Below are 22,943 nucleotides of genomic sequence, written 5' to 3'. Positions count from 1 at the left end.
GGTTAAAAGCAAAACGCCCCGCGAGTGGCGAGGCGTTGGTTTTAGGGGTGTACTATTAATAATTACGATTAGCTGTAAGCGCGTGCGACACGACCTTCACAATCCAAAGTGACCTGTTTTGCGTAAGCCGGAATGAAAACTGATTGTCCTTTTTCAACCACGCACGTTTCGCCGTTTGCGTGAGTTAGCACAAGCTTGGTATCCAGAGGCATGAGGATCTCAGCGGTTTGAACTTCTAGAGTACGCTGGTGAGCTTGCTTAACGATAGCGAATTTGAAATCGTCGACAGGGATTGGGTATTCCAACATGTCGTCGATTTCATTGGGTGCAAGCAATAAGCTGTCGAATGGCTTCTCGTTGAAGCGTGTACATGCAACGAGCTCTTTCACGTCCATGTATTTTGGTGTCAGACCCGCGCGCAGTACGTTGTCTGAGTTTGCCATGATCTCAAGACCTGTACCTTTTAAGTAAGCGTGTGGCGTTTCTGCATCCAAGAACATGGCATCACCCGGTTGTAGGGTAATCACATTGAGCATCAGTGGTGCAAACAAACCAATATCGCCAGGGTATTGCTTCTCTAGTTCAAGAATCAGGTTGAACAGAGGTAAGTCGGTGATGCGAGCTTGAGCCAATAGCACCATCAACGCCATCTCTTTCTGTTCGCCTTCTAGTGACAGTAGACCCGAGAAGAAGGTCGCCAAGCCCGTTGGCGTTTGGTTTGCGAGAAGGTCATCCACCAAGCCTTGTAGCTCAGGAATCGCCAGTTCAGAGAAGAAGCTGATGATTTCACTGGTTGGGCGGAAGCCATTCATCGCTTGATATTCGGTTAGCGCGTAAACCAATTCAGGTTTGTGGTTTGGATCTTTGTAGTTACGGTTTGCAGCAGTTAAGGGAATGCCTTGTTTTTCTTCCAGTGCAAAGCCTAATTCTGCTTGCTGTTTGTTTGGGTGAACCTGAATCGACAGTGCTTTCTCAGCGGCAAGCACTTTAAACAGGTATGGAAGTTCACCAAAACGGTTTGTGACTTCTTCACTCAGAAAGGCATTCATGTCTTGAGCAATCAGTGAAGACAGTTTGGTCTCCTCACCGTTTACCATCACCAATGAGCAACCGTTTGGATGCGCGCCCATCCATACTTCTGCTTGTGGTTCGCCCGTTGGGTTTTCAATGCCAAACAGTTGGTTAACAGAAGTAGTACTGCCCCAAGCGTAGTTTTGAATCACGTTGTTCATCAGGAAAAACATCGGATGCTTAGCTTGAGTTTGAATCGTTTGTGTATCGGACATCGTTAAATCAGACATAGAGTGTCACCATGAGAGAAAATCATGGCTTGGGCGACATTGCCCAAGCCATAGGAGCCATTTGGGGGTAGGGGTGATTAAGCGGCTGCTTGCATCATTTTTGCTTTGCGAACTTTCTTCAGAGTTACACACGTTACTGCGGTAACTACTGCGCCAGCTGCCATACAAATCAGAGCAAGTACTGGGTGGTTCATCGCGCCAAGTAAAGCCACAACTGGACCGCCGTGAGCAACACTGTTGGTAATGCCGAATGAGAACGCCATTACTGCCGCTACCATTGAGCCAAGTACGTTTGCAGGAATCACTGACATTGGATCTTGCGCTGCGAACGGAATCGCACCCTCAGAGATACCAACCAGACCCATTGCACCAGCTGCTTTGCCCGCTTCGGTTTCTGATTCTTCGAACAGGTCGAACTTACGACCAAGCGCCGTTGCCAGTGCCATGCCTAGAGGTGCAACAGGGATTGCACACGCCATCGCACCCATAAATTGAGTTTGACCGCTCGCAATCATGCCCACAGAGAATAGGAATGCGACCTTGTTGAATGGACCACCCATATCGAAGCCAGCCATACCACCAAGTACAATACCCAGTAGAACGACGTTACCTGTGCTCATGCTCGTTAGTAGCGCAGTCAAACCGTCCATTAGGCTTGCGATTGGCGCGCCGATAACGAAAATGAATAGACCAGCGATGAATAGCGAACCTGTGATTGGTGCAATCATGATTGGCACCAAAGGTTGAATGAACTTGTGATAGTTAATCGACGTAATCCACTTCACGAAGTAACCCACAAGCAGACCAGCGATGATGGCACCGATAAAGCCTGTACCAGCTTCTGCGCCATAGAAAGAACCGTTGTTTGCAATCCAACCACCGATCAAACCAGGAGCAAGAGCAGGGCGGTCAGCAATCGCGTAAGCAATGTAACCGGCTAGGATTGGGATCATCAGCGTAAAGGCAACTACACCAACGTTGAGGATTTGGTTCCACATGCTGCCTTCAGGAATAGCCATGCCCGCTTCACTTGGCTGACCACCGACTGCAAGAGCAAGTGCAATCAACAGACCACCCGTGACAACGAATGGGATCATGTGTGATACGCCGTTCATCAAGTAGCGGTAAAGGTCAGAGCGAGCCTGAGAGGCTTTGTTTGCAACAGAAGTTTGCGCATTGCTGCTTGCATCTGCTTGGTATTCTGGAGCGCTTAACGCTTCGTTAATCAGACCTTGTGCATCGCGGATAGGGGCTTTAACGTTGGTTTTAACCACGCGTTTGCCCGCAAAACGGTTCATGTCGACTTGTTTGTCACACGCTACGATGATTGCATCTGCACGCTCGATTTCTTCTGCGGTTGGGCTGTTTTTCACACCGATTGAACCATTCGTTTCAACCTTGATTTCGTAACCCATCGCTGCTGCACCTTTCTCAAGCGCTTCTGCCGCTAGGTAAGTGTGTGCAACGCCTGCAGGACAACCAGTAACACCAATGATGAAACCTTGGTTTGCTGGTGCGTCTGCCACTGCTTGCGGCTCTTCTTTAGCAAGTAGGAGTGCCAGTGCGTCTTGGCTGTTTGCTGCACCTAAGAACGCATCAATAAAACCATCTTCAATCAGTTTTGAAGACAGCTCTGCAAGTACTTCGATGTGGTGGTTATCGCCACCGTCTGGAGAAGCGATCATGAAGAACAGTTTTGAAGGCAAACCGTCTTCCGCGCCGTATTCGATACCAGATTTGCTTACGCCGATCACAACCGCTGGTTCGATGACTGCTGCACTTTTTGCGTGTGGGATAGCTACGCCATCTTCAAATCCGGTATTACCTAATTCTTCACGTGCTTTTATATCTGTTAGAAATTGCTCTTGGTCTGAAATACGACCTTGGGCGTGTAGAACTGCAACCAGTTCTTTAAATACGTCTTCTTTTGAAGTCGCTTGAAGATCAAGCTTAATCAAGTCTTCATTTATTAGTTTGGTGATCATTGTCGAACCCCTATAAATATAATTTTTATTTCAGGGGTATTTTGAAATTAACCAAGTGGAGACAGTAGTGAAGAAAAAATGCATTTACTGGACGATTGTAACCGCCCGACTAGAGTGTGATGTAGATCGTCTATTGGATAAACTTACTGCATATCTGTGACATTATGTGGTGGCAGGTGAATGATAAGTAAAATGTGTTATTGCTCCAATATATAAGGGTTTGAGGGCTTTGTTGATGATTTGTTAGACTGGATTATTGATGCGTTAACTAGATTTTTGTAACCTTGAAATGGAAGTGTGATTTTGCTCAATAGCACAAAAATCCAGTAGGGTGTATATCTATAGGTATAGCATCATGGATGCGTGTTTAAGAGTACGTAAAATGATTTTTCATGATTTGATTTCATCAGTATTAAACGAGAGAGAACCATTCCACAATATATGGTTTGCTGGTGATTTTCATACACCCCCTGAATTTAGTTATCAGGTTAACTTCCCTCGATTAGAATTGGTCTTGTCTGGTGAATATATTAATGAAATGGAAAGTCATGATCGCAAAGTGACGCATATCGTAGCGAAAACCGGTGATGCGATATTTATTCCGCCAAACTGCTGGAATAAACCTGACTGGGACACAGATTGCTCGGTATTGAGTATTCTCTTTGGTCGCCGTCAATTGGGTTTGAGTCTTGTGTCCAAACGTAAAGGGGAAGCGAGCTTTTACGATATCCAAAAACACAGTATTCAAACTCGTTCTGGATTTGCCATTGATAATATCTTGGAAGCGCTGAGTTCATTGGCTCGTGAGTGTAATAAGAAGCCAATGGATGAGTTGTTGCTACAAGCCTTGTTGCAATACGCTAAGTCGATGTTAGATGCGCCTATTGAGACGCAGGCGCACAGCCGAGTGCAAGACCTGTATCAGGGTATTTGTATCTACATCCAAGAGAACTTCCACCGCCCAATAACGCGTGACAGTATTGCGTCGAGGTTCAGCATCTCTTCTAACCATTTGTCGCGTTTGTTCCGTCAGCAAGGTCACATGACGTTAGCCGATTACATTACGTGGGTACGGGTAGACCGCGCGAAGTTTATGCTCAAGAAATACAACTTTAAGTTGAATGAGGTATCGGTGCGCTGTGGATTCAAAGATGTGAACTACTTTTGCCGGGTCTTTAAGAACCGAACGGGCAGAACGCCGACGGAATATCGCGGTTCAATTTAAGGATAACATTGTAAAGATTAAGCAAGCAGCCTCGACATGGCGTACATCAGAAGCGCCTGTAAGTCGACGCTGCTTTTTGTTAGCAGTAAACGCTCCGCCATTTGGTCAGTGAGCAGGTTGCGGGTTAGGTTGGTGGCGGCGATGATTTGTTCTCGAGTGGGCTTAGCTGGCATCACCAGTGCTATGGCGAGATGAACTTCACCCATTTTGGACGCCCAATCCATTGGGATTTCGTTGGCGATAACCGCGATGGAAATGTGTTCTACACCTTCGAACATCACATGGGGTAGGGCAATACCCGGAGTTACGGCAGTTGAAGAGCGTTCTTCGCGTTTGATAAAGGCGAGAATGAGTTCGTCTGGGTGAATTGGATGAATAAGCTGAGCCAAGCCTTTCAAGCATTCGAACTTGGTGAGCTCGGTGTGTGCTTTGGCGTAATGCCATTGGATTTCACACGGCGGACAAATTTGCGGAAGTCGCCCGGCAAGTTGGCTTGAGAACTCGTAATTGATGTGGGAACCCACAACAGTAAAGTTTTCGGCGATGATGTCTTTGATAACGAAACAGGCAAGCTCGGCGTCAATACCGATGGCAGTGATTTGGCACAGGTCGCCTTGTTGCAAGCCGACCTGTAAAACCGCGACTGACTTGGTAAGTTCAGCGATGCGGTTTTGGGTTATGTTGATGATGTGTAAGGTGCTTTTGAACTTTTTGGCGACGCGATTGAGGGGCTGTGCGATATGAGCACTAGCATTAATATCATCGACAAAAAAGGTAATCTGGTATTCGTTCATCTGCAAAGAGTATCATCGACAGTGTACAAGGAACACCTTATCAACATTAAGTAGCACGTCTTCAATTGGGATTTGGATTTTGTTAGTGCCTTCAAAGCGAGCTGGCTGTTCAATCTCGATATCGGACACAATTAAGACTCGATCTGCTTGTGCAATGTCATGGGGAGTGAGCTGATTCTCAATACCCATCGCACCTTGCGTTTCGACCTTAATTTGTACGTTATGCTTAGGCGCAGCTTTCATAAGAGCATCTGCTGCCATATAGGTATGAGCGATGCCTGTAGGGCACGCTGTCACCGCTACGATTTTCATGTTCTATCCACTTTATATTTTTGTGGATATTAGCATAGTGGTCGTCGAAAAGATGGATTTAAAGCAGATAATCACAAGAGCTCTATCACAGTTTAAATCTCATGTTACATTAATCCAGTTAATGCACTTTTTGTCCTGTATTGAAAAGGACGAGTGTTGGTTACTCTGTACGCAGTCATAGATGGACAAATTTAACTCATGACTCACGAGCGTGAACATTGCAAGGTACAAACAATGGACATATTAAACCTTATTGAGCCGGAAACCATTTGCTTGGATTTGCAGGCTCAAACCAAAGATGAAGCGCTCAAAGAGCTCGTCGAATTGTTGGACGCGGCGGGCAAGCTCACTAGCAAAAGTCAGTTCTTGGCGGATATTTGGAAACGAGAAGAGATTGGCAATACCGGCTTTGACGAGGGTATTGCCATTCCTCACGCCAAAAGCAATGCGGTCGCTAAACCCGCAGTGGCAGTGGGCATCAGCCGAAAAGGGATTGATTACGGTGCTGATGATGGCGAACTGTCTGACGTATTTTTTATGCTGGCTTCTCCGGATGGGGATGATCACCACCACATTGAAGTCTTGGCACAAATCTCCACAAAAATCATTGAAGATGGTTTCGTTAATAAGTTAAAAGCGGCGGAGTCAGTGGAGGAAGCTCGCGAGCTACTCACTGATATTCAATCGAATGCGAATGACTCAGGGTTAAACCCTTTGGAGTTTGCGTCTGAGCCCCTCAGTCCTTGGGCGCAAAAGCTGAGTAGAATGAAAGAGCACTTGCTGTTCGGTACTTCTCACATGATCCCGTTTATTGTCGCAGGTGGCGTGTTGCTGTCTCTTTCTGTGATGATTTCAGGCCATGGCGGCGTTCCAAAAGAAGGTATTTTGGCAGATATTGCTGAGATGGGTATCGCAGGTTTGACGCTGTTTACCGCGGTGTTAGGCGGTTACATTGCCTATTCGATTGCGGATAAGCCAGGGCTTGCTCCGGGCATGATTGGCTCATGGATTGCAGTTAGTCACTACAACACCGGCTTCTTGGGCGCGATTGTGGTCGGATTTTTCGCCGGCTTTGTGGTTTGGTTGCTGAAGAAAATTCAATTGCCGGACAGCATGAGCTCGCTTGGCTCGATCTTTATCTACCCACTGGTTGGTACGTTTGTTACCTGTGGCGCAGTGATGTGGGTGATTGGTGCGCCTATCGCCAGCGCAATGACGACCATGAATGATGTGCTCACGGGGATGGCGGGCTCTGGCAAAGTGATGTTGGGGACCGTACTAGGCGCAATGACCGCGTTTGACATGGGCGGTCCTATCAACAAAGTGGCGACTTTGTTTGCTCAGACACAGGTAAATACTCAACCGTGGCTAATGGGTGGTGTCGGTATTGCGATTTGTACCCCGCCTCTGGGCATGGCGTTAGCAACTTTCCTATCGCCAAGTAAGTTTAAACGTGATGAACGTGAGGCGGGTAAAGCGGCGGGCATCATGGGCATGATTGGTATCAGCGAAGGGGCGATTCCGTTTGCAGCCGGAGACCCAGCACGCGTACTACCTGCTATTGTTGCTGGTGGTATTGTCGGTAACGTGATTGGATTTATGTTCCATGTTATTAACCATGCTCCGTGGGGCGGCTGGATTGTACTGCCAGTCGTTGACGGCAAGATTGGCTACATAGTTGGCACAATCGCAGGGTCGCTTACCACAGCATTGATTGTTATTGCGCTTAAGAAGACAGTCACAGAAGACGATAGTCCGGTTGGTCAATCTCAAGCTTACACGTCTGTGCAAGGCGAGGGCGAAGCAGACATTCTTGCCGTGACGTCTTGTCCATCAGGTGTGGCGCACACCTTCTTAGCGGCGAAGTCATTAGAGAAAGCTGCCTGTGCGTTAGGCATTAAGATCAAGGTCGAAACGCAAGGAGCGAACGGCATCATTAACCGAATCACTGACAAAGATATCGCCAAGGCTAGGTTTGTTATCTTTGCTCACGATGTAGCCATCAAAGAGCCGGAGCGCTTCAGAAAAATGAAGGTGCTGGATGTCAGCACTAAAGATGCGATGCTCAATGCCGCAGCACTGTTGCAGGTGAAAAGAATCCCTTAAGTATATAGCCCCCGGCTATCTGCTCGTTAGCTCCATCATTTTTGGTGGAGCTTTTTTTATCCCTGAGAAAAGTGCTTAACCAAGAAATCAATGAAAGTGCGAATGCGCTGAGGTTGGTACTCACTATCTTTGTAAACCAAATACATTGGTAGCTTAACTGATTGATATTGCGTTAGTACTTGGATTAACTCACCGTTATTAAGCTCTTGTTCTACCATCCATTTTGGCATTGCAGCGATGCCTTGCCCAAGCTTTGCCATTTGCACCAACATTTCAGGACTATCACTTCGAACCTGCTCTTTCACTTTGACTTTAATGGCTTCATCACCATCGCTGAAACGCCACAAGTTGGATGGGTTGGAGAGTGAGTAGGTTAAGCAGCAGTGCGTACTCAAATCGTTAGCACTAAGAATAGGGTCGCGCTTGTCGAGGTAGCTTGGAGAGGCGAAGTAAACCAATTCGTTATCCATCAACCAACGTGCTTTTAACCCCGAGTCTTTTAGGTAGGCGGCACGAATCGCGATATCAACATTGCCTTCAACTAAATCGACAAACTTGTCTGAAACCGACACATCAACGCTAAGTTCTGGATGTTGGTTGAGAAACTCATTCAGTGGCGCAGATAATAAGCGAACGCTAAACGCACTCGGCACTGAAAGCTTGAGCTCGCCAGAGACCGACGCTTGCTCTTGTCTAAGCTGCGACTCGAAGGAATCCATTTGTTCTGTGAGTGTCTGCGCCAATTCGAGATATTGTTTTCCACCAGAAGTTAAGCTGATAGCGCGAGCATGACGATGAAACAAGGTGATGCCGACTTCACTCTCAAGCCAAGCGATCTTCTTGCTCACCGCACTCTGAGTGGTATTGAGTTCGTTAGCCGCGGAAGTAAATGAACCTAACTGAGCGACACGAGAAAAGACTTTCAAACAATCAAATTTATCCATGATGCATTCCTGTTTGGAATGATAAGTAGCTAAATACTACCCTCCTTAAGTTTTAAGTGGAATGCTTTAATACTTCCATTATCTGTTCGGGAGTTAAAATTATGGTATTGATTCAAGGGTTGTTAATCGCATTTTTCTTGTTTGCTAGTTCTATCAAAATCATCGGTTGGGTGAAGCCGATTTTTGGGCCACAGCTCGCTTTCTTTCATAAATATGGACTGAACCGTGCCGCTATGTTTTTGGTTGGACTGGTCGAGGTAACGGGTGCAATTTTGATGTTAATTGGCTTGTTATCGACGAACAACTTGTTAAGTGCGATAGGTGCAAGTTTTATTGTTTTCACCTCAGTTGGTGCGATGTTTTTCCATTTTCGTTTTGATACTTGGAAAGATGCGATTCCGTCAATGGTGACGCTTTTATTATCACTTTTGGTGGCTTCGCCTTTAATTGAGTTTGTTGCGCTTATTTAAGACGAAATTATTGCAAGTAATGTTCTGAAATCTTTAGTAACATGTTTCAAATATTAACGGTTTCAAATAGTAATAGTTTCAAAACGTCACTTATTTCGAATTCAAGGAGGCTTGCAATGGAAAAACTAAGAGTAGCATTTATTGGTCTGGGTGTGATGGGATACCCAATGGCTGGTTACCTAAGTAAAGCGGGCTTTGAAACCAAAGTATACAACCGCACAAAAGCGAAAGCCGATAAGTGGGCTGAAGAATACCAAGGTGTGGCTTGTGAAACACCACGTGAAGCGGCAGAAGGCTGTGACATCGTTTTCACCTGTGTGGGTAATGATGATGACGTTCGTAGCGTTGTTTACGGTGAAGAAGGCATTCTGGTTGGCTTGAAAGCGGATGCAGTGTTAGTGGATCACACGACGACTTCTGCAGACTTAGCGGTTGAGCTGGCTGAAGCGTGTGTTAAGTACGGCAATCACTTCATTGATGCGCCAGTTTCTGGTGGTCAAGCGGGCGCAGAAAATGGTGTTCTAACTATCATGTGTGGCGGCGAGCAGAGCATCTTTGACCGTGTGTCTCCAGCAATGGATGTGTACGCGAAGCAGATGACGCTACTGGGTGAAAACGGTCAGGGTCAACGCTGTAAGATGGTAAACCAAATCTGTATTGGTGGCGTTTTACAAGGGCTGAGTGAAGCTTTGTTGCTGGCACAAAAATCAGGCTTGGACATCGCTCAAGTTGTAGAAACGCTGAAGCATGGCGCTGCAGGTTCATGGCAGATGGAAAACCGCGCAAATACCATGGCGGAAGATAAGTTCGATTTTGGCTTCGCTATTGATTGGATGCGCAAAGACTTGGGTTTCTGTCTGCAAGAAGCAGAACGAATGGGTCTAGAGCTTCCACTGACTAAGAAAGTGGATGAGCAATACGCAGACCTTCAACGAGATGGTTTAGGTCGCATGGATACATCAGTACTGATCAAAGCGGTCGCTAAAAATCAGTAGTTGATGAATCAGTAATAGATAAACAGTTCTTTGGTATCAAAGAGCTTAAAGAAATCTAAGTTGATCATAATGAATCTCCTTGAGCATGGTTTTTGATTAGTGATTAATGATTTGTAATCAGGAGGTGCTTTAGAGCACCTCCTTTTTTATGTCTTTTAATCACTCGGTGTGATGATTACAGCGTTTGCTTACTTGTTTAAGCCTAGCGCAACCTCAAGACCTTTGCCGTACGCTTCGTCCGCTTGGTATGCATGTTGAACGTGGCGCTGTTGGATGAACTCTGGCACACCGTCCATTGCGCGAGCTGTGTTGTCGAACAGAGTTTGACGTTGCTCTTCGTTCATCAGACGGAATAGGTCACCCGCTTGGCTGAAGTAGTCTTCGTCTACACGGTGATCGTAGTGATCAGCGTTGCCATTGATGCGTAGAGGTGGCTCAGAGTAATCTGGTTGCTCTGCCCATTCTTGTTTGTAGTTTGGCTCGTAACCTAGTGTTGAACCAAAGTTGCCATCAACGCGCATTGCGCCATCGCGGTGGTAGCTGTGAACAGGGCAACGAGGTGCGTTCACTGGGATTTGATGGTGGTTCACACCTAGACGGTAACGCTGAGCATCGCCGTAAGCGAACAGACGACCTTGTAGCATCTTATCTGGTGAGAAGCCGATACCAGGTACTACTGCTGCTGGGTTGAACGCTGATTGCTCAACCTCTGCGTAGAAGTTTTCTGGGTTACGGTTCAGTTCGAACTCACCAACTGGGATCAGTGGGTAATCTTTCTGAGACCATACTTTTGTTAGGTCGAATGGGTTGAAGTTGACCTCATCCGCTTCTAGTTCCGGCATGATCTGTACGTACATCTTCCATTTAGGGAAGTCTTGACGCTCAATTGCCTCGTAAAGGTCACGGTGGTGGCTTTCGCGGTCTTTACCTACGATCGCTTCAGCTTCTTGGTCAGTCAGGTTTTTGATGCCTTGCTGAGTTTTGAAGTGGAATTTCACCCAGTAACGCTCGTTTTCTGCGTTGATGAAGCTGAATGTGTGGCTACCAAAACCATGCATATGACGGTAAGACGCTGGGATACCACGGTCACTCATTACGATAGTCACTTGGTGGAATGCTTCTGGTAGTGATGTCCAGAAGTCCCAGTTGTTGGTAGAGCTACGCATGTTAGTGCGAGGGTCGCGTTTTACTGCGTGGTTTAGGTCTGGGAATTTTAGTGGGTCACGTAGGAAGAATACTGGTGTGTTGTTACCAACCAAGTCCCAGTTACCTTCTTCAGTGTAGAATTTTAGTGCGAAACCACGGATGTCGCGTTCTGCGTCTGCTGCACCGCGCTCACCAGCTACGGTAGTGAATCGAGCGAATAGTTCGGTTTTTTTACCGATATCAGAGAAGATCTTAGCGCGAGTGTATTTAGTGATGTCGTGAGTTACGGTGAATGTACCGTAAGCGCCAGAACCTTTCGCGTGCATACGACGCTCTGGGATCACTTCACGATCAAAATGTGCTAGTTTTTCAAGGAACCAAACGTCTTGTAGTAGTTGAGGGCCACGAGGACCAGCAGTCATAACGTTTTGGTTATGGGCGACAGGGCAACCTGCTGCCGTAGTCAGTTTTTTGCTCATTTGAGTTTCCTTGCAATATAGTGATTATTTATCGACTTTTCGGCAACTGCTCGAAAGTTATGCGAGGAGAATAGCGCTGCAACTGAGAATAAAAAAACTGTTATTAGCAATCAGTGTGATAGGTATCACCTATGCTTTAAGTGGTTGTTAATTAATGGCTTTGTGTCAATTAACATTATTTGTCGTATGGATTAAAGATAACTTCTAACTGTGGTCTGTGTGAATAATTCCTGCCTATTCTAAATCGTTCAAATAGGCAGAAATTCTCAATGGTTTGAGAAGGCCTCAACTCGATTAACCGAATTTCACCTCAAGTTCTTCTGCTTTAGTAAACGCAGGGTGAGTCGCGAGCTGTGCACCATAACGTTGGATGTTTGGGAAGCGCTCAATGACGCCAAACTTGTTTAGGACATCGACGACAAAAGACATCATGAAATCTGCGCCTGTTAGTCGCTCTTCTACAAAGTAGGTTTTCCCTTCTAGGCTTTGATCAACGTAGCCCATGACTTTCATGGTTTCCGCATCGGCGTAGTCCGCAAGGAAATTGGTCTGTGCGCCATCTTTAGCAACAAACATCTTGAGCAGCAGGGGAACCATGGCTGAGCTCTCTGCAAAATGCAGCCATTGAATGTACTGCGTGTAAGCTTTGCTGCCACGCTCTGGTGCAAAACGTCCATCTGCATACTTTTCAATTAAGTATTCAGTGATAGCACCAGACTCTGTAACGATCTCGTCGCCATCTTCCAATACAGGTGACTTGCCGAGTGGGTGAATGCTCTTGAGCTCAGGTGGCGCAAGGAAGGTGACGCTGTCACGAAGGTAAGGCACGATCTCATAATCCACCCCCAATTCTTCTAACAACCAAATGATACGTTTTGAGCGAGACTGGTTTAAATGATGCAGTTTAATCATAGAAGAATCCTTTCTTATACAGGTTGATTGGTTTGAATAACAAGCTTGCCGAAGTTTTTGCCTTCCAGTAGACCGATGAATGCCTCTGGCGCGTTTTCTAAACCTTCTACTAGATGTTCGCGATAGTGGATTTTGCCTTCTGCTAGCCATTGGTTTACATCTTTGACGAAGTTTGTGTAGCTTTGCTCATAGTGGTCAAAAATGATGAAGCCTTGCATCTTGATGCGTTTAACCAGAATGTTACCCATCAGCATCGACATACGATCTGGGCCTTCTGGTAATGCTGTCGCGTTGTATTGAGAAATCAAACCACAAAGTGGCACGCGAGCGCCGACATTTAGCAGAGGTAATACGGCATCAAAGACTTTTCCGCCTACGTTTTCGAAGTAGACATCGATGCCTTTGTCACATGTTGCTGCTAGTTGCTCAGCAAAGTCATCTGCAGTGTGATCAAGACATTCATCAAAGCCTAGGGTCTCTTTTGCGTACTGGCACTTCTCTGCACCGCCTGCGACACCGATTACGCGACAACCTTTTAGCTTACCGATTTGACCAACCATGGAGCCTACTGCACCGGTTGCCGCAGCGACAACTAGGGTATCACCAGCTTGAGGCTGACCAATTTCCAATAAACCCACATAAGCGGTAAAGCCAGGCATACCAAGCACACCAAGGGCATAAGAAGGATGCGTCGGCTCATTGCCTAACTTAAACAGACCTTCGCCGTCAGATAGCGCGTAATCTTGCCAGCCTGTGTAAGCCACAACCCATTCGCCAGTTTGGAAATCAGAGTTCTTCGATTCCACCACCTGGCAAACGGTTCCGCCAACCATCACATCGTTTAGCTCTACAGGATCAGCGTAGGATTTGCCTTCATTCATACGGCCGCGCATATATGGGTCAAGAGACAGATACACGCTGCGCAAAAGCACTTCACCTTCACTCGGAGTAGGGATGGCAGTTTGTTCTAAACGGAAGTTCTCTGGGACTGGCGAACCTTTTGGACGGTTAGCCAATACGATTTGACGGTTGAGCGTTTGGGTCATGGTAAGTTCCTATATTAATTATTAGACCAGTCGTCTAGTTTTGATTCCTAAAAAATCCGCCGTACTTTTTGGGTAAAGATAAGGCGGATTAAGTGTGGTTCGTTATTTGCCTTTTAGCATACTTTGAGTGCTCTCAAAGCTACGCATTAAACCGGAACGATCCTGATACAGTTTGTTGAGTAAGCTTGCACCAATCCATTGATGGTAAATCAAGTGGGCAGTCTGCTCTGCTGACTCAACTTGGATAGAGCCGTCTTCAATGCCCGCTTGGACACAATCTTCGATGGTTTTCACCACTTGAGTGGCTCCCGAAGCCAGTTTTACGCGCATTGCTTCTGAAAGATCAGAGACTTCAGCACTCAACTTCACCACTAAGCATTTATTGGCGTTACATTGGCCATTTTCAATCGCCATCCAGCGTTCGAAATAGCTCAAAAGGCGGTCGCAACCAGAGCCTTCACTTTCAGTAAAGTGGGCTGTGATCATCTTAAGGTAGTGAGAGAAGTAATCTTCAATCAATGCCTCACCAAATTGCTCTTTCGATTTAAAGTAATGGTAGAAAGAGCCTTTCGGCACATCCGCTGCCTTTAACAGTTCAGAGAGTCCAACACTGGTAAAACCTTTGGTCACTACCAATTGGTAGCCGACATCGAGAATGTGTTGGCGTGTATCGTTCGTTTTTGCGTTCATGAGCAATACTATAAAAGCGATTAGACCAGTCGTCTAGTAATTTATGGTTCTTACTTGATCAGCTCGTACTCAATGACATACAACTCATCGATGTTCGGGTAGATCTCGCGAATAAGCTCTTTCAGTTTTGGCAGTTCAATCGCTTCTTGTTCTGCGTGGAACTCGTTGATGTCATCAAACTTCAGTGGTGCAACTGATAGGATTTTGATGTCACATACTTTGCGGTCTGTTTCTAGGGTAAATACTTCCACTTCGGTGTTTGGCACGTAGTGGCTTTCTGATTCATCACGAATCGTGATCGTCTTTTTACCTGCAGTGATAAGTGGCGTTAGGAATTCAAAGAACGTGATTTTAGTTGGATGTGAAGACATAACCGATGCTCATATTAATGTAATAGGGCGAGAGTATATCTCGCCCTTTAAGAAAAATATCCAAAAAAGTGCTCACCAAAGACACCTATGTTGAGTTGCTATTTCGAGGCATGTAGTTTGTTGCTTTAGAGTGTGAGTGCGCCGAAAATATTATTGTTTAACAATGAGTTTCATAAGTTTGGCACAGAAATAACCTAATATAATCCAGATCCAGTTAGTGCTTAAGTCATCAAAACTAAAAGAGCGAGTTGAAATAAATAGTTGGCTGAACTCCTCTAAGGAGACAATGAGCAGTAAAAGGATTAGGAGCCGAATCCCAAAAAGGTCATGGCCTGTCGTACGAGCGAGAGCCGGAAAACTGAATACGGAGGTGAGTCCAATTAAGAAGCTAAACAGGGCATGAAATGTAACGGATCCTCCAAAAAAGTTCTCGAAGTGAAGGTATTCTGGATGATAAAAACTTGAACTCTTCCATGTAGTGAGAGACAAGGCGATGAGAATGACAATGATAAAAATGATTCGTGAAATCGAGAGGTACATATTTGTTAGCCTATGGGTGAAAATCCAAGTCTCACTCTGACGTAGTAAAGGGATAGTAGATTTTGCAGTGTCATACTAATCGTCATTGCCCACGCGGAGCCGATTACACCATAAAGATAGGTGAGGATAACAAGCGAAAGTATGAGAACAAATGATGAAGTAAAGGAGATTTTTCTTACTGTTTCTTCAAATCCTGTCATCAGTAAGAGACAGCCTGTTGAGCCAGTAGCCGCATTAACCATTTGCCCTAGCGAGAGTATTTTTAAGATAGACGCTGCTGAGGCAAATTCGTCACCATACAATCGCATGATGTACTCAGAATAGAAGAGTAAAGCTAGCACAGGCAGTATCGATGCGATTAGACTTAATCGGCAAGATACCTGACTCAATTTTTTGAGTTTGTTGAGCTCTTTTTGTTGATAAAAAGAAGCAAATTTCGGTGCAAATACGAAGTTAATTGTGACTAGTATAAAACCGACAACAAGTGATGTTCTTTGAGCTGTTGCGAGTAAGCCCAGTTCACTTGATGTCACTAACGTCGCTGCTAGCGGAAGGCTAAGCCACTGTGTAGAGTGTAGGACAACATTCCCTGCCCATATTTTCCGTGCAGACCTAGTCAATGCTCCGTTGCGTGCTGGCTTTATCGAAGTAAGAGCACCGGATTTGATTCCAAAAATGGTGGAGAGTATCGCCACTACTGCAATTACTGTTAGCAGAACTGCCATAAGCTCATCGCTACTTAATGGTCTTTTTAGCGGTATGCTGATTAGCACTAATACTATTAAGCTGTTAATTCCAAGTTGAAATGAAAACAACGATGAAAACAGCTTGTTCTGTGCCTGCAAGGCGCGACTAATAAGCTGGCTGAAAGCGACCAGTGGTACACCGCAAAGCATCATTATAAAGGCCAATTCTGGTATCGTTGTTTGCAGCATAAACAATCGAAAAGCCATGAACGATAAGCTGCAAAGAACGATACAGAAGACCAGACTATTTTGTAGAGCTACGTGAAGATTTTTACATTGCTGTGTTCTGTGTTGGTGACTATGAGCAATTGCATTCGTTTTCAGTAAGGCATGGTCATATCCGAGCTGACCAACGATAGATAGAAAAAACAACAGGTTGAACATAAGGAAAAATTCACCTGTGGTTTGAGCATTTGAAATATGCGCCACCAAAATGGTTAGTGAAATAGCGCAAGCTGAGCTAACCACTCTCAACGCTCCAGCAATTGCCAGCGAGCTGAATAACCTACCTTTGTAGCGGCTATATTCTTTTAGATAACTAAAGGCTCTAATTTGCATTGCTACCCGTAGATGTTAACGAGTGCGAGGCGTTGATTATTTTCACTGAAAGAATGATTGACCTCCTGTGAATAACGCTTGAAATCTATCTCATCATAATTATTTATACAGTGAGCGATTTGCTTAGCCATTTCGACGGATGTTTTAGCCAAAAATGGGTAATTGAGATTTTCGGTTGCCCCTATAGAGCGGATTACCATTGGGACGTGCAGTTTGGATGCTTCAAGGATCGTTAATGGCATCCCCTCCCAAGCAGCAGTGTGTAAATATAAATCGGATTCTTTTAGCCGAATCATTACTTCATCGCGAGGCAGCATACCAGTGACGTTTATACCGCATTTTTTCAGCGCCGCTTCTAGCTCATTGTCTCCTCCACCAATCCAATTAATGGTGTACTTCCTAGCTACCGGTAGATGTTTTAGCTCTGTAAGAGTATCAATCAGAAATTGAGGATCTTTTTGGGGTGCTACGCGACCTAGTATTGTGATTTTTACGGTATCTGTATCGATAGAAGGGGAACTAGCAATATCGGTATACGTCACGAAGTTGTTTAACAGCTCTGACTTTTTGGCTCCTAGCTGTAATGCCAAATCACATTCACGCTGACTGCAACCTGCAACAACATCGATACGCCGAATCAAGAGTTTTTCTAGAGTCCGATAAACCGCTCTTTCAAGAGGAGTAATGTCTTTACGTTCAAATGAGTAGCAGTGTGGCGTGTAGACAAGCTGCGCTTTACCTAAACGGAGGAAACGACCAAGAAATCCAGCCTTGCTTGAGTGCAAATGAACAATGTCGGGCTGAACTTGATCGATAAACCTATTTGCATCCATCATAAATTGGAGGACATTACCTTGACTCCATTGAACGTGACTAAAACCGTCTTCGCCTCCTTCTCTAGTCATATCTTCTTGGCGAGCACGGGCAAAGAGAAAATGTTGGTATGGCTCAGTTCGAGAAGATTGAAGATAACTATAAAGTGCGGTTTGCACTCCGCCACCAAATGCTTCTGTTATGTGGAGAATCTTTTTCATTATCGAGTGCCTTCCATCGCCGTTAGCCACTTATTCTTAAATTGATCTATTTCCTGAGCGGAGTAGAGGTGGCGATAAAGAGGAAGATCGTACATATAAAATAGTTTTGAGAAGTCATACCTTTTCTTAAAGTATGCATATATGTTTGAATACCATTTGTTTTTGGCTTCATTACTGTTTTTTAATTCAAAGTCGTCTATCTGAAGAAATTCAGATAATTCATTATTCAGATTTGATAGTGATTCGCACTTAACTAATAGAACATCCCGATTGTTGTGGGTGAATCGGAAAGATGGCTGTGAACAGTCCGTCTCTTCGGTGAAAATATCGATGTTGAAATTTCTCTTTAGTTCATTATCGAACCAATTTGAAAAGTAGCTTTTATTAATGTGATTATCAAAGCAATGTTCGAGGTGAAGATAAGTTTCATTCATATCCTTATGGATAGATTCGTTCTTTTTTCCTTCGATAAACTGTATATGTAAGTCTTGAAAGAAACGTGACAAGACCGTAGCAACAGGATCTCTAACCAATGTGATTATTTTTAAGTTATCTCTTTTTTGAAGCAAGTGCCTGCGGTGCTTAAGAACCATACGGTAAGCAAATCTCTTGGTCGGCTCAAAAAACTTTTTGACATCATGGGTATTGTGATACATGTGAAACTCTTCATGATCATCAAATGTATGGATATGGTAACTAGGGATATTGTTTAAGTTTAATGAGTGCTCGATCGAAGACGACCCAACTTTGCCCATTTGATAAACAAGTACAAAATTTTCATCATTAAGATATTTATTTTTTTCTAATTGTCGACGAATAGAATACTTCATTAATTCTTCCTTGATTTTTAAATAGTAATCTCATTCAGAGATTGCAGTAAATTTGCTTTGAAATACATGTGAGTGTTGGCTCATGGCTACCGGTATCAAAAGCAGTAAAATAATGGTTGTATTAACAGCAACAAAAAAGACCATTATTAATGCGTAGATAGAAAGTAGTACCGTTGATCTGTTTTTATCTAGTGTTTTCAACCCTTTTAAAATGAAAGATAAATAACCTCCAAATAACAGAACAATACCAATCACACCATACTCAATAGATGTGTCGAGTATAAAGTTATGGGTATAAATAGCGAGTTGGTCGTAGGTAAAGTAATTGATCATATAAGAAGGAAGCATTTTTGCACCGACGCCGAGCATAATATTATTCATCAAAATGTCAGTGCCATTAACTAACAATAGCTTTCTATGTAAATTAGATACCCAGCGGGCCTCACTTTGATTAGCAAAAACGATGTCTTCTCGGGTAATTTCTAGTAGCTCTGACAACTGCTCTGAACCGAAGTAAAGGAAAAAAGACCAGAAGGCCAAAGCGATTAAAAGAAAGGTTGATATGAGCAAAACAAAGTGCAAGTTGCTTGACCGTTTATTTAGCTCTTTTTGTAATATCACTTGATCAAAAGTGACCATGCAGAAAAATGCGAGTAGTGCTTTTCGCTCTTGGGAAAGAATCAGCATAGCAAAGGCACATAGCATCATAACTTTGAACCAAGGCACATGGTTGCGATAGATGTAAAGTAGGGCACAGAGTGCACCGAATGCATACTTACTGGTCCCGAGTAACTTAAAGCCAGATTGGTATCCTTGTATGAAGTGCCATGCTGCGACAACGAAGCAAATCAAAAACAGCCATTGAATAAAGCAAATGATGGTGAGTTTGTCTTCAAAGCACTTGTAAGCATAGAGAATACTGAGCAGGCTTAAGATAGCTAGCCATTGAATTACCTCTGTTATTACAAACCTAGCAGGCACTTGATTTAATAAACCATTAAGCCCGATATAGGCAATGAAGCAGAGTATAAAGCCAAAAAATGGGTGATAGAGCCTTGTGGCTTTCCCTTCAAGAATAATAAGCAATGAGAGGCCAAGTGAAGCAAGACTGGCGATATCGGAGAGCGCCAGTTTTACGCCAAACATTGATATTTTTACGGGGATAAAAAATAAAGCCAGGATCAACGCAGCCAAATAACTATATGACTTACTTCTCGGGACATAGTTGAGCGTAGGCTGCATAATATCCCTCCCGAAACTTATCGATTGTATATAGGCTGGCTCGCTCTACGGAGTAACGGCTCGCCTCGTTATATGTGTCGATATCATTGGTGATGGTAAGAATTTTATCTGCAAGTAAAGTGGGCGATCCTGTAGGGAAAAGGTAGCGTGAGTCGCCAATTACTTCATCGAGCCCTGGAACATCAGAGCCCAATACGGGCAATCCACTTGCCATCGCTTCAACAGAGGCTAGGCCAAACCCCTCTACCAAAGATGACTGGACGTAGACGTCCAAACTATTTAAAAAATTCGGTATATCAGAGATAACACCATACCAGTGTACTCGCTGCTCTATTCCTAACGATGTAGCGAGTGCTTGCAACTCTTCTTGCTTAGGGCCTCCACCTGCTAAATGCAGCTCATAATTCTGCGGCAAAGATTGCATGGCCCGTAATAAAGACTCGTGATCCTTATAGTTATGTAGGCGGCCAGCCATGCCTATTTTGAACACTTTATCTTTAGCAAAAGCGCTGCGGATTTTCGGCTGCATTGTAAATTTACTTAACTCAACACCATTGTAAACGACGCTATATTTGCTTTGGTATCGGGGCATGAACCTAATGAGCTCTTCTTGAACTCGACCCGTAATGCAAATGGTCATGTCGAAACTTTTATACAACCAATACTCCATAAATTTGAGCATTGGGTAGTCTCTTCTGCGATTTGTCGTGTTGTGCTCGGTCTGTAACCTTTTTTTTCCAATGGCGAGTAGGGCTAGATAGATAGAAGGATAGAGGTGACCATGGACTAGGTCTGGCCAACGCAGTAGGTTCCACTTTTGTTGAAAAGTTAGGGATTTCCAACTTAGGTATTGAACCCCACACTCTTTTAGCTCCGCCTGATACTCATTTTCATCTGAAAGGATTAAAACCTTGATCTCGAAATGTGGGTCATAGTGCGATACGAGGTCTATTAGGAATCGTTGTGCTCCACCATTTTTTGATAAGTCATTAATAATATGTAAGATTTTCATGTAAACGGTTCCCGTATAATTACTGGTGTGCGTATAGTTTTATATATTGTGTTTCACCAATATCGAATTGAGCCTGAGTAATTAACGAGCCTAATATAGGAATTGAGTGGTTAAACTGCTTTGAAAGGGCGAGTTTAACCAGTGAAACTTTGGTTGATTCATAGCGAATGACAGTAACCAAACCATCTGCGATTTTGCCTAAAATGAGCGCGTCCGAGACTGACAGAAGCGGCGGAGTATCAATGATAATTCGATCATATTTAGTCGAAAGCTGCTCTATCAGGGATTTAAACTGAGGCGAAGATAGAAGCTCTTGTGGGTTTGGTGCATGGAGACCTGCTGGTAATACATCTAGTTCTGTATCATCTATATGATAAATACAGTCTGATAATGGGATCCCCATGGTTAGGTGGTGTGTTAAGCCTATGCTATCTTCTGGTAGCTCAAAGCGTTTGGCTACCGAAGGCCTTCTTAGGTCACAATCAATGATGATTACCTTTTCCATCGATGAAAGTGACATCGCCATACTGATGGCGGTCGACGTTTTTCCTTCTTTCGGAATAGCTGATGTGAAAGGGATGACCTGCTGTTTCTTGTTCACCATTTTAAGTAGTAAGGAAGTACGAACTGAGCGACAAGCTTCCCTGAACAGCGTCTCTTTCTCATGATTATATGCGCGGTGATCAATACCGTTTTTGCGTAATTTAAACTGTTTAACTTTAGGTATTGAGCCTAAGCAAATCACCCCCAGTTTTTCTTCTACTTCCTGCGGTGTTCTTACTACGTTTCTCAGTGTTTCAATGATAACGGCTAACACGCAGGCAATGATGAATCCAAATATTGATGCGATAGCCACCAATTTGATGCGCTTTGGAGCCACGGGTAGCAGAGGGATGATCGCTTGATCGGTAAATCGAGCGGTTACATTCTTATAGTCGCTAGTTGCGGTTGTCTCTTTTTGGCGGCTCAAGAATGTTTCATACAGGTTTTTGTTGGTTTCGACTTCTCTTTTTAGTTGGTCGTATTTTGCTTTTTGTTTCCCAAGGGATTGGAAATCAGACTTTTTGTTATTTAGTTCCGTTCGCAGAAGGTTTTCCTGAGCCTGTGCTGCCAATAAGTCTTGTTGCTTACTCATGGACAGTTCTTGGATCAACTGACGTACTCGACTTTGAATAGACTTAAGCTGTGCTGTTGCTTGAATCATTTTGTCGTGTTTGGGCCCATATCGCTGTGAAAGCTCAGACAGCGACTTTTGAACTTGAGCCTCAGAGTGTTTTAAATCTCTAATTTGCGCGTGGTTTGCAAATTCATTGATGGATAATAAGCTATCCAGGTTTTGTGATGATTTATTCTGCAGTAGCTCGATGAGAGTTTGTGCCTCAATTCGCTTATTAACGGCAATGTTTAGCTTCTTATTGAGCTCTTCTAGTTCGTTAGCGTAGATATCATCGATACCATTGATATCAATCAGACCTTCTTGAAGAAGGTAATTTTGTAATGCTAATTCTGATGCGCGCAAACGGTCTTCTAGCTTGCTAGCGTTGTTTGTTAGCCAAGAAGCCGCGTTCTGTGTCACGACTAACTTGGCTTCAAAATTAGATTCGATATAGGCCTGTCCTATGGCGTTGGCGATATCGGTAGCTAGCTGTGGGTCAGTTGAGCGAAAGTGTATTTTTACGAGCTGTGTATTTCGTATTGGTTCAATATCTAGCTTGCGCTTATATGAATGGAGTGCTTGGTAAAACGTGTTTGAGTACTGTGATGTTTCTTTAGGATTTGGTGATACATTCAAGGCCTGCTGAACAAATGGTATCGATTTAAGCTGATTAAACAGCTTTTTGACTTTGCTTGTTCCAGTAAACTCTGGGTGGCGAGTGAGCTCAAACTCATTGATGATTTTTTCAGCAATGTGATTGGATTTCAGTATTACAATTTGCGTTTGAAAATACTCTTTTTGCGTGGTGTCTACACCATAGACTTCTTCAATGGAGAGAGCACTTTTTTGCTGCTCTTGTATAAGTAGAGTAGCTGTCGCTTGATAAACGGACTTTTTTGAGTAGATGTGCCATGTGCAGGCTAAAGAAAAGATCAGTGTAAATAGTGCGATACTAAACCAGTGCTTTTTTAGTGTTTGCCAATGCAGGCTAAAGCGAATGAGTTCAGCGGTATTTGATTGAGGGCTTGTCATGTGAGTTCCATTCATTG

The 22,943-nt window shown here is 44.1% G+C and carries 21 protein-coding genes; 4 read left to right on the top strand and 17 right to left on the bottom strand.

The window, feature by feature from the left end:
• Nucleotides 1–68: 68 nt before the first annotated feature.
• Nucleotides 69–1,301 carry a mannose-6-phosphate isomerase, class I gene (gene manA / locus KIV41_RS13590; protein WP_285336670.1) on the bottom strand — a complete coding sequence of 411 codons (1,233 nt, stop codon included), beginning with the start codon at nt 1,299–1,301 and terminating at the stop codon, nt 69–71.
• A 77-nt stretch (nt 1,302–1,378) separates the two neighbouring features.
• Nucleotides 1,379–3,286, bottom strand: coding sequence for a fructose-specific PTS transporter subunit EIIC (locus KIV41_RS13585; RefSeq protein WP_029856912.1), 1,908 nt, complete (start codon nt 3,284–3,286; stop codon nt 1,379–1,381).
• A 382-nt stretch (nt 3,287–3,668) separates the two neighbouring features.
• On the opposite strand from KIV41_RS13585, the gene KIV41_RS13580 reads away from it, so the two are divergent.
• Nucleotides 3,669–4,511 (top strand): helix-turn-helix transcriptional regulator, encoded by an 843-nt coding sequence (locus KIV41_RS13580; protein ID WP_005451367.1) that lies wholly within the window; start codon nt 3,669–3,671, stop codon nt 4,509–4,511.
• Between the two features lie 17 nt (nt 4,512–4,528).
• On the opposite strand, the gene KIV41_RS13575 is transcribed toward KIV41_RS13580, so the two are convergent.
• Both KIV41_RS13575 and KIV41_RS13570 read right to left on the bottom strand, forming a co-directional pair.
• On the bottom strand, nt 4,529–5,305 hold the full coding sequence (locus tag KIV41_RS13575; protein ID WP_038885481.1) for a PTS sugar transporter subunit IIA: 777 nt from the start codon (nt 5,303–5,305) through the stop codon (nt 4,529–4,531).
• Between the two features lie 12 nt (nt 5,306–5,317).
• Entirely contained in the window at nt 5,318–5,617 is a 300-nt protein-coding gene (locus KIV41_RS13570) for a PTS fructose transporter subunit IIB (protein ID WP_005432059.1), read from the bottom strand.
• 234 nt (nt 5,618–5,851) lie between these two features.
• Here KIV41_RS13570 and KIV41_RS13565 point away from each other — a divergent pair, with 234 nt between their 5' ends.
• Nucleotides 5,852–7,723 carry a fructose-specific PTS transporter subunit EIIC gene (locus tag KIV41_RS13565; protein WP_285336669.1) on the top strand — a complete coding sequence of 624 codons (1,872 nt, stop codon included), beginning with the start codon at nt 5,852–5,854 and terminating at the stop codon, nt 7,721–7,723.
• Between the two features lie 56 nt (nt 7,724–7,779).
• On the opposite strand, the gene KIV41_RS13560 is transcribed toward KIV41_RS13565, so the two are convergent.
• On the bottom strand, nt 7,780–8,667 hold the full coding sequence (locus KIV41_RS13560) for a LysR family transcriptional regulator (protein ID WP_285336668.1): 888 nt from the start codon (nt 8,665–8,667) through the stop codon (nt 7,780–7,782).
• Between the two features lie 101 nt (nt 8,668–8,768).
• On the opposite strand from KIV41_RS13560, the gene KIV41_RS13555 reads away from it, so the two are divergent.
• A complete protein-coding gene (locus KIV41_RS13555; protein WP_285336667.1) occupies nt 8,769–9,137 on the top strand; it encodes a DoxX family protein in 369 nt (122 codons plus the stop codon).
• 116 nt (nt 9,138–9,253) lie between these two features.
• Nucleotides 9,254–10,132, top strand: a complete 879-nt coding sequence (locus KIV41_RS13550) for an NAD(P)-dependent oxidoreductase (RefSeq protein ID WP_285336666.1) — start codon at nt 9,254–9,256, stop codon at nt 10,130–10,132.
• A 188-nt stretch (nt 10,133–10,320) separates the two neighbouring features.
• Here the strand turns inward: KIV41_RS13550 and KIV41_RS13545 are convergent, their stop codons facing one another.
• The 12 genes from KIV41_RS13545 to KIV41_RS13490 all read right to left on the bottom strand — a co-directional run bounded on the left by KIV41_RS13545 (nt 10,321) and on the right by KIV41_RS13490 (nt 22,941).
• The gene (locus KIV41_RS13545; RefSeq protein WP_088879945.1) at nt 10,321–11,757 is read right to left on the bottom strand and encodes a catalase; all 1,437 of its coding nucleotides are present in this window, start codon (nt 11,755–11,757) and stop codon (nt 10,321–10,323) included.
• Between the two features lie 294 nt (nt 11,758–12,051).
• Complete coding sequence (locus KIV41_RS13540) at nt 12,052–12,669, bottom strand: glutathione S-transferase family protein (RefSeq protein WP_020194040.1); 618 nt, start codon at nt 12,667–12,669, stop codon at nt 12,052–12,054.
• A gap of 14 nt (nt 12,670–12,683) precedes the next feature.
• Nucleotides 12,684–13,715 (bottom strand): NADP-dependent oxidoreductase, encoded by a 1,032-nt coding sequence (locus KIV41_RS13535; protein ID WP_285336665.1) that lies wholly within the window; start codon nt 13,713–13,715, stop codon nt 12,684–12,686.
• 102 nt (nt 13,716–13,817) lie between these two features.
• Complete coding sequence (locus tag KIV41_RS13530; protein ID WP_045394627.1) at nt 13,818–14,405, bottom strand: TetR/AcrR family transcriptional regulator; 588 nt, start codon at nt 14,403–14,405, stop codon at nt 13,818–13,820.
• 50 nt (nt 14,406–14,455) lie between these two features.
• The gene (yqfB, locus tag KIV41_RS13525) at nt 14,456–14,776 is read right to left on the bottom strand and encodes a N(4)-acetylcytidine aminohydrolase (protein ID WP_005432046.1); all 321 of its coding nucleotides are present in this window, start codon (nt 14,774–14,776) and stop codon (nt 14,456–14,458) included.
• Nucleotides 14,777–14,926: 150 nt separating this feature from the next.
• On the bottom strand, nt 14,927–15,316 hold the full coding sequence (locus tag KIV41_RS13520; RefSeq protein ID WP_010452734.1) for a hypothetical protein: 390 nt from the start codon (nt 15,314–15,316) through the stop codon (nt 14,927–14,929).
• 5 nt (nt 15,317–15,321) lie between these two features.
• The gene (locus KIV41_RS13515; protein ID WP_045394626.1) at nt 15,322–16,620 is read right to left on the bottom strand and encodes a lipopolysaccharide biosynthesis protein; all 1,299 of its coding nucleotides are present in this window, start codon (nt 16,618–16,620) and stop codon (nt 15,322–15,324) included.
• Nucleotides 16,621–16,622: 2 nt separating this feature from the next.
• Nucleotides 16,623–17,654: a glycosyltransferase gene (locus KIV41_RS13510; protein WP_252042507.1), complete on the bottom strand. Its 1,032-nt coding sequence runs from the start codon at nt 17,652–17,654 to the stop codon at nt 16,623–16,625.
• The gene (locus tag KIV41_RS13505; protein ID WP_252042509.1) at nt 17,654–18,484 is read right to left on the bottom strand and encodes a putative capsular polysaccharide synthesis family protein; all 831 of its coding nucleotides are present in this window, start codon (nt 18,482–18,484) and stop codon (nt 17,654–17,656) included. Before KIV41_RS13505 ends, KIV41_RS13510 begins: the two co-directional genes overlap by 1 nt.
• Before the next feature lie 30 nt (nt 18,485–18,514).
• Nucleotides 18,515–19,726, bottom strand: coding sequence for an O-antigen ligase (locus tag KIV41_RS13500; protein ID WP_252042510.1), 1,212 nt, complete (start codon nt 19,724–19,726; stop codon nt 18,515–18,517).
• Nucleotides 19,692–20,738 (bottom strand): glycosyltransferase, encoded by a 1,047-nt coding sequence (locus KIV41_RS13495; protein WP_252042511.1) that lies wholly within the window; start codon nt 20,736–20,738, stop codon nt 19,692–19,694. The genes KIV41_RS13500 and KIV41_RS13495 overlap by 35 nt, the downstream gene beginning before the upstream one ends.
• 19 nt (nt 20,739–20,757) lie before the next feature.
• On the bottom strand, nt 20,758–22,941 hold the full coding sequence (locus KIV41_RS13490; RefSeq protein ID WP_252042512.1) for a polysaccharide biosynthesis tyrosine autokinase: 2,184 nt from the start codon (nt 22,939–22,941) through the stop codon (nt 20,758–20,760).
• Nucleotides 22,942–22,943 lie beyond the last annotated feature (2 nt).

It is taken from the genome of Vibrio sp. D401a (genome assembly GCF_030248515.1).
Lineage (GTDB): Bacteria > Pseudomonadota > Gammaproteobacteria > Enterobacterales > Vibrionaceae > Vibrio > Vibrio rotiferianus.
Note: the sequence above shows the minus strand (reverse complement) of the source record. Positions and strands in the feature narration are given on the sequence as shown.